Annotated in this window: 8 protein-coding genes; 3 read left to right on the top strand and 5 right to left on the bottom strand. The window is 60.7% G+C overall.

Features of this window, described 5'->3' with window-relative positions; translation table 11 throughout:
* The first annotated feature begins 283 nt into the window (after nt 1-283).
* The 3 genes from EKA13_RS24300 to EKA13_RS24290 are packed head-to-tail and all read left to right on the top strand — an operon-like array spanning nt 284 to nt 5,492.
* Nucleotides 284-1,375 carry an efflux RND transporter periplasmic adaptor subunit gene (locus EKA13_RS24300; RefSeq protein WP_065761695.1) on the top strand — a complete coding sequence of 364 codons (1,092 nt, stop codon included), beginning with the start codon at nt 284-286 and terminating at the stop codon, nt 1,373-1,375.
* On the top strand, nt 1,372-2,436 hold the full coding sequence (locus EKA13_RS24295; protein WP_065761694.1) for an efflux RND transporter periplasmic adaptor subunit: 1,065 nt from the start codon (nt 1,372-1,374) through the stop codon (nt 2,434-2,436). The genes EKA13_RS24300 and EKA13_RS24295 overlap by 4 nt, the downstream gene beginning before the upstream one ends.
* Nucleotides 2,433-5,492: an efflux RND transporter permease subunit gene (locus EKA13_RS24290; protein WP_065761693.1), complete on the top strand. Its 3,060-nt coding sequence runs from the start codon at nt 2,433-2,435 to the stop codon at nt 5,490-5,492. Before EKA13_RS24295 ends, EKA13_RS24290 begins: the two co-directional genes overlap by 4 nt.
* Here the strand turns inward: EKA13_RS24290 and EKA13_RS24285 are convergent.
* The 5 genes from EKA13_RS24285 to EKA13_RS24265 all read right to left on the bottom strand — a co-directional run.
* The gene (locus EKA13_RS24285) at nt 5,489-6,133 is read right to left on the bottom strand and encodes a methionine ABC transporter permease (protein WP_065761692.1); all 645 of its coding nucleotides are present in this window, start codon (nt 6,131-6,133) and stop codon (nt 5,489-5,491) included. The two genes, EKA13_RS24290 and EKA13_RS24285, sit on opposite strands and share 4 nt — an antisense overlap.
* A complete protein-coding gene (locus EKA13_RS24280; RefSeq protein ID WP_065761691.1) occupies nt 6,123-7,250 on the bottom strand; it encodes a methionine ABC transporter ATP-binding protein in 1,128 nt (375 codons plus the stop codon). Before EKA13_RS24280 ends, EKA13_RS24285 begins: the two co-directional genes overlap by 11 nt.
* Nucleotide 7,251: 1 nt before the next feature.
* On the bottom strand, nt 7,252-8,058 hold the full coding sequence (locus EKA13_RS24275; protein WP_065761690.1) for a MetQ/NlpA family ABC transporter substrate-binding protein: 807 nt from the start codon (nt 8,056-8,058) through the stop codon (nt 7,252-7,254).
* Nucleotides 8,051-9,448 carry an LLM class flavin-dependent oxidoreductase gene (locus tag EKA13_RS24270; protein ID WP_065761689.1) on the bottom strand — a complete coding sequence of 466 codons (1,398 nt, stop codon included), beginning with the start codon at nt 9,446-9,448 and terminating at the stop codon, nt 8,051-8,053. The genes EKA13_RS24275 and EKA13_RS24270 overlap by 8 nt, the downstream gene beginning before the upstream one ends.
* On the bottom strand, nt 9,448-9,926 hold a 479-nt coding region (locus EKA13_RS24265), incomplete at its 5' end, for an acyl-CoA dehydrogenase family protein (RefSeq protein WP_281182112.1). The genes EKA13_RS24270 and EKA13_RS24265, both read right to left, overlap by 1 nt.

Here is a 9,926-nt window from a genome sequence, read left to right as displayed (position 1 = left end):
CGTGCGTCGCGCGCCGGCACCTGCTGCCGTTTCGGTGTAAGTGCAAGCAAGCGCATACGTCAGCTGGCGTATGCGCTTACGCAATGGTGGTATCGCCGAAAAGGTCGCCCCTCACCCGGGCGGCCTTTTCTGTCTCTCTGATATGAATCAACATTTCTTTTTGACCTACGCAATGTAGTGTCGATTCCTGCATTCCTTCGCTGGCTTCGCAAGCGGCGCTCGTAACCCTGATCTACGCTAACACTCGCATCCTCTCTTCGACTGGGTATCGCAAGGAGCTCGCATGCCGGTGTCGCGTCCAAACCTGATTGTCTGCCTGGGGCTCACGTTGCTACTAGGGGCCTGTGGCGAGAAAACAACCATCGAGTCGCAACGCCCGCGTGTTGTGGTTCAGGTTGCCGAGACCAATGATTACGCTGCCGCAGCGACGCTGACAGGCGATATCCAGGCACGCGTGCAGACTGAGTTGTCGTTCCGGGTGGGCGGCAAGATCATTTCCCGCAGTGTCGATGTTGGCGACCGGGTGACGGCCAAGCAGGTGCTGGCAAGGCTTGACCCCAAGGACCTGCAGACCGACGTCGATTCAGCCGCTGCACAAGTGTTTGCCGAGCAGGCACGTGTCACCCAGGCCAGCACGGCGTTTGCCCGGCAGCAAAAGTTGCTGCCCAAGGGCTACACCAGCCAGAGCGAATACGACACCGCCGAAGCCGCCCTGCTCAGTAGCCGTAGCGCGCTGAAGGCTGCCGAGGCGCAATTGGCCAATGCCCGTGAGCAGTTGAGTTATGCCGCCCTTGTAGCCGATGCTGCAGGCATCATCACCGCGCGTCAGGCCGAAGTCGGGCAGGTGGTTCAAGCGACAATGCCCATTTTCAGCCTGGCTGTCGATGGCCCGCGCGATGCGGTGTTCAACGTGTATGAGTCGCTGTCGGTTGACCCACGTAATGACCGGCGCGTGACTGTTCGTATGGTCGATAACCCGCAAGTGCAGGCCTCGGGGCGGGTGCGTGAAGTGAACCCGACCGTCTCGGCGCAGAGCGGTACTGTGCAGGTAAAAGTCGGGCTGGACTCGACTCCCAAGGGCATGGAGCTGGGCTCCGTCGTCAGTGCCAGCGTGAATGCTGCGGGTAAAACAAGTGTCGAGCTGCCTTGGGCGGCCTTGACCAAGGCGCTGCATGATCCTGCTGTCTGGGTGGTCGACAAGGACGGCAAGGTCAACCTGCAGTTGGTGACGGTTAGCCGCTACCTGACCGGCAAGGTGGTGATCTCGGAGGGGTTGAAGGGCGGTGAGACGGTGGTCGTGGCCGGTGGCCAGACCTTGCACCCAGGTGCAGTGGTTGAGGTGGCTCCGGCCAGTGCTGAAGGGGTGACGCCATGAAATCTGTTGCGATCCTTCTCAGCTCCTGCCTGTGCCTGGTTGCCTGCACCGAGGAACACAGCGAGGAACCCGTACGCCCGGTACTGACGTTGCGGGTCACGACACAGGACGCTCAACAATTGGGGCGTTATGCCGGGAGCATCCAGGCACGCTATGAAACCAACCTGGGTTTTCGGGTGGGTGGGCGAATCGCCCAGCGTCATGTGGATGTTGGCACCGAGGTGGCCAAGGATGCCTTGCTGGCCACGCTTGACCCGACCGATCAGCGTAACCAGCTGCGCGTCGCCGAGGGTGACCTCGCCAAAATCCAGGCCCAATTGATCAACGCCCAGGCCAATGCTCGACGCCAGCAGCAGTTATACGAGCGGGGGGCTGGCGCGCAGGCCCAATTGGATATTGCCCAGACCAACCTGAAGACCACCAAGGCTGCCCTGGACCAGGCCAGTGCGGCGTTCAGGGAGGCGCGTGACCAGCTCGGCTACACCGAGCTGCACACCGACCATGGGGGCGTTGTGACGGCTTGGCAAGCCGAAGCCGGACAGACCGTTACCGCCGGCCAACCCGTGGTCACGTTGGCCCGTCCTGAAGTCAAGGAGGCGGTTATCGACCTGCCGACAACACTGGCGGAGCAGTTGCCCAAGGGCTTGCGTTTTTATGTTGAGGCGCAGCTTGACCCCAGCACTAATACATCCGCCTCGCTGCGTGAGCTTGAGCCGCAGGCCGATGCGGCGACCCGTACCCGTCGTGCCCGTTTGACTCTGGCCGAGTCGCCGATCGGCTTCCGCCTGGGGACGGCAATCAGTGTCTCCCTGAGTTCGGCCGTGGCGCCACGTGTGGAACTACCCGTCAGCGCTGTGCAAGAGGCGGACGGCCAGAGCCGGGTATGGGTGGTCGACGAGCAGCAGCAGACCGTCTCGCCCCGTGAGGTCAAGGTACTTGAACGTAACGAAGAGCGGGTCGCGTTGGCCTCGGGGGTGGAGGTTGGAGAGCGAGTGGTCAGTGCCGGGGTACACAGCCTGAAGCCGGGGCAAAAGGTCAAACTTGATGAGGTGGGCCCATGAAAAGGAGCTTCAACCTGTCCGAATGGGCGCTCAAACACCAGTCGTTCGTCTGGTACCTGATGTTCGTATCCCTGTTGATGGGCGTGTTCTCCTACCTGAACCTGGGTCGGGAAGAAGACCCTTCCTTTACCATCAAGACCATGGTCATCCAGACCAGTTGGCCGGGTGCGACCCAGGATGAGACCCTCAATCAGATTACCGACCGGATCGAAAAGAAGCTCGAAGAACTGGACTCTCTCGATTATGTGAAAAGTTACACCCGCCCGGGTGAGTCGACGGTATACGTCAACCTGCTTGAAACCACCAACGCCAAGGACATTCCGGAAATCTGGTACCAGGTTCGCAAGAAGATCCAGGACATCAAGGCTGATTTTCCCAAGGGGGTTCAGGGACCGGGTTTCAACGACGAGTTTGGCGACGTGTATGGCTCCATCTACGCCTTTACTGCTGACGGGCTGACCATGCGGCAGTTGCGCGACTATGTCGAGCAAGTGCGCGCCGAGCTTCGTGCGGTACCGAATCTGGGCAAGGTATTGATGATCGGCGCGCAGGACGAAGTGCTTTACCTGAATTTTTCCACCCGCAAGATGGCCGCAATGGGCATTGATCGGAACCAGGCAATACGAGCCTTGCAAGCGCAGAACGCAGTAACGCCTGCGGGCATCATCGAGGCCGGACCAGAGCGGATTTCGGTACGTACCACAGGCCAGTTTGCCTCCGAGAAAGACCTGGAACAGGTGAGCCTGCGTCTCAACGATCGCTTTTACCGGTTGGCCGACATTGCCGATATCAGCCGCGGTTACGTCGACCCGCCGACGCCGATGTTCCGCTTCAATGGTCAGACGGCGATTGGCCTGGGCGTCGGCATGAAGTCCGGCGGTAACATGCAGGTATTCGGTGAGGCCCTGCACAAGAAAATGGAGGAAGTGGTCGCCGACTTGCCGGTGGGCGTCGGGGTGCATACCGTTTCAGATCAGGCGGTGGTGGTCGAAGAAGCCGTTGGTGGTTTTACCAGCGCGCTGTTCGAGGCTGTGGTGATCGTGCTGGTGGTGAGTTTTATCAGCCTTGGCATCCGTGCCGGCCTGGTGGTGGCATGTTCGATCCCGCTGGTATTGGCCATGGTCTTCGTGTTCATGGAGTACAGCGGTATCACCATGCAGCGGATCTCTCTCGGTGCGTTGATCATTGCATTGGGGTTGTTGGTGGACGATGCCATGATCACCGTCGAGGTGATGGTCACCCGCCTGGAAATGGGCGAGACCAAAGAGCAAGCGGCAACCTTTGCCTATACCTCGACAGCGTTCCCGATGTTGACCGGCACGCTGGTGACCGTCGCCGGTTTCGTGCCCATTGGTCTTAACGCCAGCTCGGCGGGGGAGTACACCTACACGTTGTTTGCAGTCATTGCCATATCCCTGCTGGTGTCTTGGGTGGTTGCCGTGCTGTTTGCCCCGGTGCTGGGCGTGCATATCCTCAATGCCAAGGTGAAGGCCCACGACAAGAAAGCAGGGCGCTTTGACAAGGCGTTCCAGAACGGTTTGCTCTGGTGCATGCGTCATCATTGGCTAACGATCATTGCCACGGTGCTGCTGTTTGCGCTGTCGTTGTTCGCTATGCGGTTCGTGCAGAACCAGTTCTTTCCGGCCTCGGACCGCCCGGAGTTTCTTATCGACTTCAACCTGCCGCAGAACGCCTCGATCGAAGAAACCCGAAAGGCGGTTGACCGCTTTGAAGCAACGCTCAAGGGCGATCCGGATATCGTTCGTTGGAGCAGTTACATTGGCCAGGGCGCGATCCGTTTCTACTTGCCGCTGGACCAACAACTGGTCAACCCCTACTTTGCCCAATTTGTCATCGTCAGCAAGGGCTTCGAGGAGCGCGGAGCGTTGATGGCCCGCTTGCGGGAGCGGCTGAAAACCGACTTTGTCGGTATCAATACCTATACCCAGTCATTGGAAATGGGGCCGCCCGTGGGCTGGCCGATCCAGTACCGGGTCAGTGGTTCGGACACCGATCAGGTGCGGCGGCATGCCATCGGGCTGGCGACCTTGCTGGATAACAACCCGAACATCGGCGAGATCATTTACGACTGGAACGAACCGGGCAAGGTCATGCGTATCGACATTGCTCAGGACAAGGCCCGGCAGTTGGGGCTGTCTTCCGAAGATGTGGCCAACATCATGAACGGTATTGTCAGCGGTGCGGCGGTGACACAGGTGCGTGACAACATCTACCTGATCGACGTGATCTCCCGTGCCGATGACAATGAGCGCGCCTCGCCACAGACCCTGCAGAACCTGCAAATCCAAAGGCCCAATGGCACTTCGATCCCATTGCTGGCGTTCGCGACTGTGCGCTATGAGTTGGAGCAGCCACTGGTCTGGCGTCGCGACCGCAAACCGACCATTACCGTTAAGGCAGCGGTCAGCAGTGAGATTCAGCCCACGGATCTGGTCAGGCAGCTCAAACCGCAGATCGATGAATTCGCCAGCAAGTTGCCAGCCGGCTACCAGGTGGCCACCGGCGGTACGGTGGAGTCCAGCGCCAAGGCCCAGGCGCCAATTGCCAAGGTTGTGCCACTGATGCTGTTCCTGATGGCGACCTTTCTGATGATCCAGCTGCACAGCGTGCAGAAGCTGTTCCTGGTCGTCAGCGTCGCACCGTTGGGGTTGATTGGCGTGGTACTGGCGTTGGTGCCGACCGGTACGCCGATGGGCTTCGTGGCGATCCTGGGGATCTTGGCGTTGATCGGTATCATCATCCGTAACTCGGTGATTTTGGTGACGCAGATTGATGAGTATGAAGCCCAGGGCTATGGCCCGTGGGAGGCCGTCATGCAGGCGACCGATCACCGACGTCGGCCGATCCTGCTGACGGCCGCCGCGGCGAGTCTGGGCATGATCCCGATTGCGCGAGAAGTGTTCTGGGGGCCGATGGCCTACGCGATGATCGGCGGGATCATCATCGCAACCTTGCTGACGTTGCTGTTTCTGCCGGCGCTTTATGTGGCCTGGTTCAAGATCAAGGAACCGAAGCCCGCTCCCACAGGGGGTTAGCGTTTGTTCAGGCCCTTGGCCAGGCGGTCGCCGCCCAACTGGATCAGTGCCACCAGCACCACCAGCATGACGATGACGGTCAGCATGATCTGGCTGTCGAAACGCTGGTAGCCGTAACGGTAGGCGATGTCGCCAAGGCCGCCCGCGCCGATGGCCCCGGCCATCGCCGAGGAGTTGATCATGGTGACCAGGGTGATGGTAAAACCGCCGACGATGCCTGGCAGGGCTTCAGGCAACAGTACATGCCAGACAATGTGCCAGCGTCGGCAACCCATCGCCTGCGCCGCCTCGATCAAACCATGATCGACCTCGCGCAGGCTCACCTCGGCGATCCGTGCGAAGAAGGGGGTTGCGGCAATGGTCAGCGGTACCACTGCTGCCCAAACGCCGTAGGAGGTGCCAACGATCAGGCGGGTGAAGGGGATCAACGCCACCATCAGAATCAGAAACGGTATCGAGCGGAACAGGTTGACGAAGGCGCCGAGCACCCGGTTGACGGTCGGTGCCTCGAAGATCCCACCCTTGCCGCTGGTGACCAGAATCACCGCCAACGGGATGCCGGCAAGCAGGGCGATCAGCGAAGACACGCCCACCATCAGCAAGGTATCGAGTACACCCTGTAGCAGACGATCAAACCACATATCCGAGTACCTCCACCTGTGCTGCCCAGCCTTGGGCGCGTTCGATCACGTTGTCGTGGCTATGCGGTGATTGCTCCACCGAAATCACCAACTGACCCAGGGGCCTTCCCTGAATTGACTCAATGCCACCCTGCAAGAGGCTGACCCGGCCAACTAGCGTACTGAACAGTGTCGACAACTGCGGTGCATGCTTGTCCCGGCCACTGACCCGCAAGCGCAGTACCAGCGCCGCCTCAGGGCCGGGCGCTTGTGCCTGGAGGCGCGCTTGCAGGTGTTCGGGGAGGGCCGGTTGCAGTGGCGCCAGCAAGGTCTTGCTGACGTCGTGCTGTGGCTCGCCAAACACTTGCCAAACCGCGCCCTGCTCGACGACATGGCCCTTTTCCAGCACCACCACGCGGTGGCAGATCTCGCGGATCACGGCCATCTCATGGGTAATTAGCACGATGGTCAGGCCCAGGCGCTGGTTGATATCGCGCAGCAGGCCCAGGATCGACTCGGTGGTCTCCGGGTCCAGTGCCGAGGTTGCTTCGTCGCAGAGCAGGATTTCGGGGTCATGGACCAGCGCCCGGGCAATGCCGACGCGCTGCTTTTGCCCACCGGACAACTGTGCCGGATAGACATGGTGTTTTTCCTGCAAACCGACCAGCTCCAGCAACGCAGCGACCTTGCGCTGGCGTTGCTCCTTTGGCACACCGGCTACCTTCAGCGGCAGCTCGACATTCTGCCAGACGGTTTTGGCCGACATCAGGTTGAAGTGCTGGAAGATCATGCCGATGCGACGACGCAGGTTCACCAGACGGTCTTCGTCGAACTCACCGATGTCGACCTGGTCGATCAGTACCCGCCCGCTGCTCGGTTGTTCCAGGCGATTGATGGTGCGGATCAGCGACGACTTGCCCGCGCCGCTGCGGCCGATGATGCCGAAGATCTCGCCACGCTGGATGTTCAGGTCGATGCTCGACAGCGCCGGGGCAGCTTGCCCCGGGTAGGTCTTGTTCAGGCCTATGAAACGGATATGGGCTGTGCTCAGCTCCGGGTGCAGGGACCTTTGCTGAGCGTTTTGAGGTGGCGCGAACGGTTGCGCGTCCAGCGCCAGGCGGGCGTTGGCGGCACTCATCTCAACGCTCCCAGCCAGGCTGATAGAGCTTGCCGTAGGCCTTGTCCAATGCGCTATGAACGACCGGCGAGTGCTGGTAGATATCAATGAACCTGGCCAGGCGCGGGTCATCTTTGCTCTGTGGTTTGATCACGAATTGAATCACGTATTCCTTGTGATCCAGGCCGTCGAACAGCAACGCGGAGTTGGCATCGAAGGTGTTTGCCAGGCGAATGTAGTGCGGATAACCCTGCACCAGGTCGGCATCATCGTAAGCCCGTACCAGTTGCACCGCTTCGACCTGAAGAATCTTCAGCTTCTTCGGGTTGGCGACAATGTCATCTTCAGTCGCCTTGTAGCCGACACCTGGCTTGAGGGTGATCAAGCCTGCCTTGGCCAGCAACTGCAGGCCGCGTCCGCTGTTGATCGGGTCGTTGGCAATCGCGACGCTGGCGCCTTCAGGCAGTTCGTCGAGGCTTTTGTAGCGCTTCGAGTACAGCCCCACGTTGTTGATGATCCCGGGTGCATACGGCACCAGGTCGAAACCCGCCGCGTGCTTGGCGTTTTCCAGGAACGGGACATGTTGGTAATAGTTCACGTCGATGTCACCGTTGGCGAGGCTGACATTCGGTGCGATCCAGTCGCTGAACTCGATCAGTTCCACCTTGAGCCCCTGTTTCCTGGCTTCGCTGACGGCGGCCTCCAACGGCGGGGCGAAGGCCGCAGTGGTGCCGACTTTCAGCGGGGCGTCGTTTGCCTGTGCCGCACCAAACAGGCCAAGGGTCAGGGCGATGGCCGCAACAGGGCGGGCCAGAACGGTCTTAAGCATGCTGTAGCGCTCCAATCGGTTGGACGGTTGATTCAGACGGGGTGCGGTAGCTGGCCCCGGTGTGCTGGTCAGGCAGTCGGGCGCTGCCGCCAAAGAGTTTTTCCCGCAGGCTGCCGTCTTCGTAGGCGGTTTTGTACGAGCCACGGCGTTGCAGCTCGGGTATGACCAGGTCGATGAAGTCGACATAGCTTTCCGGGGTGACCGTGCGCGCCAGGTTGAAACCGTCCAGGCCGGTTTCGTCGATCCAGGCTTCCAGCTCATCGGCAACCTGGGTTGGTGAGCCGACCAGGGTGATGTAGCGCCCGCCGAGGGCGTGTTGCTCGAGCAGCTTGCGGCGGGTCCAGTCGTTGTTCTGCAGGTTTTTCGTGGCCGACTGGATGGCGTTGTTTTTTTCGTACTGGATCGGTTCGTCCAAGTCGTACTTGGCAAAGTCGATTCCGGTTGAGCTGGCAAAGTGCGCAACCCCGGCTTCGGCGCTGGCGTAGCGCAGGTACTCAGCCTGTTTGGCCCGTGCTTTCTGCTCGCTCTCGGCAACGATGACCGTCAGGCCCATGAACACCTTGATCGACCGCGGGTCGCGCCCGGCGGCCACTGCTGCGGCCCGCACCTTGTCGACCTGGGCCCGCGTCGCGGCTTTGTTCTGGCCGCTGATGAACACGCACTCGGCGTGCTGCCCGGCAAAACTCAGGCCGCGTTCGGAACTACCGGCCTGGAACAGCACCGGGGTCCGTTGCGGAGAGGGCTCGCAGAGGTGATAGCCCTCGACGCGATAGAACTCGCCGTGGTGCTGCACCTTGTGCACTTTGTCTGACTGGGCATAGACCCGTTGCTGTGGATCGTTGACCACCGCATCGTCTTCCCAGCTGCCCTCCCAGAGTTTGTAGAGCACCTGCAGGTACTCATCGGCCTGGTCGTAGCGGCGGTCATGCTCCGGTTGGGCGTCCAGGCCCATGGCTTTTGCCGCGCTGTCGAGGTAGCCGGTGACAATGTTCCAGCCAACCCGACCGCGGCTCAGGTGGTCGAGCGTGGAGAGCCGTCGAGCAAACAGATAGGGGGGCTCGTAGGTCAGGTTGGCCGTCAGGCCAAAGCCCAGGTTACGGGTGACTGCGGCCATGGCGGACACCAGCAGCAGCGGGTCATTGACCGGCAACTGGATGGCCTCCTTGAGCGTTACGTCCAGCGATTGCTGGTACACGTCATAGACGCCAACGATGTCAGCGATGAATAGCCCGTCGAACAGTCCGCGCTCAAGCAGTTTGGCCAGGTCGGTCCAGTACTCCAGTGTGTTGAACTGGGTGGAGGTATCCCGTGGGTGTGTCCACAGCCCATGGTTGATGTGCCCGATGCAGTTCATGTTGAAGGCATTGAGCAGGATCTTTTTCTTCGCCATCAGATGGTCCCCCGCAGTGGTGGGTTTTCATCGTTGAGGTAGTAGTTGCCGATGGCGTGGTACTTCCAGCGCACCGGATCGTGCAGGGTATGGGTGCGGGCGTTGCGCCAGTGCCGGTCAAGGCCATGTTCGGCCAGTGTGGCCTGGCTGCCTGCCAGCTCAAACAAGGTGCTGCCGGCGGCCAGCGAGATTTCGGTGCTGATGGCCCGTGCTTCGGCAACCGCAATGGAAGCGGCGGCAACGGTGTCGGCGTTGGTCTCGGCTTGCGCCCTGTCGAGGTATTCACCTGCGCGTTCGAGCAGTGCCTCGGCGGCGTGCAGACGAATTGCCAGGTGCCCGAAGGCCTTCAGGCTCAACGGGTCGTCGGTGGCTTTTTCGATACCCGAGTCGATCCAGGGCCGCGTGCGTGTACGCACGAACTGCAGGGCATCTTCATAAGCGGCGCGGGCGATGCCCGTGTCGATCGCAGCATGGAGAA

Source organism: Pseudomonas defluvii (genome assembly GCF_001695625.1).
Lineage (GTDB): Bacteria > Pseudomonadota > Gammaproteobacteria > Pseudomonadales > Pseudomonadaceae > Aquipseudomonas > Aquipseudomonas defluvii.
This window is presented reverse-complemented; position numbering and strand designations above follow the sequence as displayed.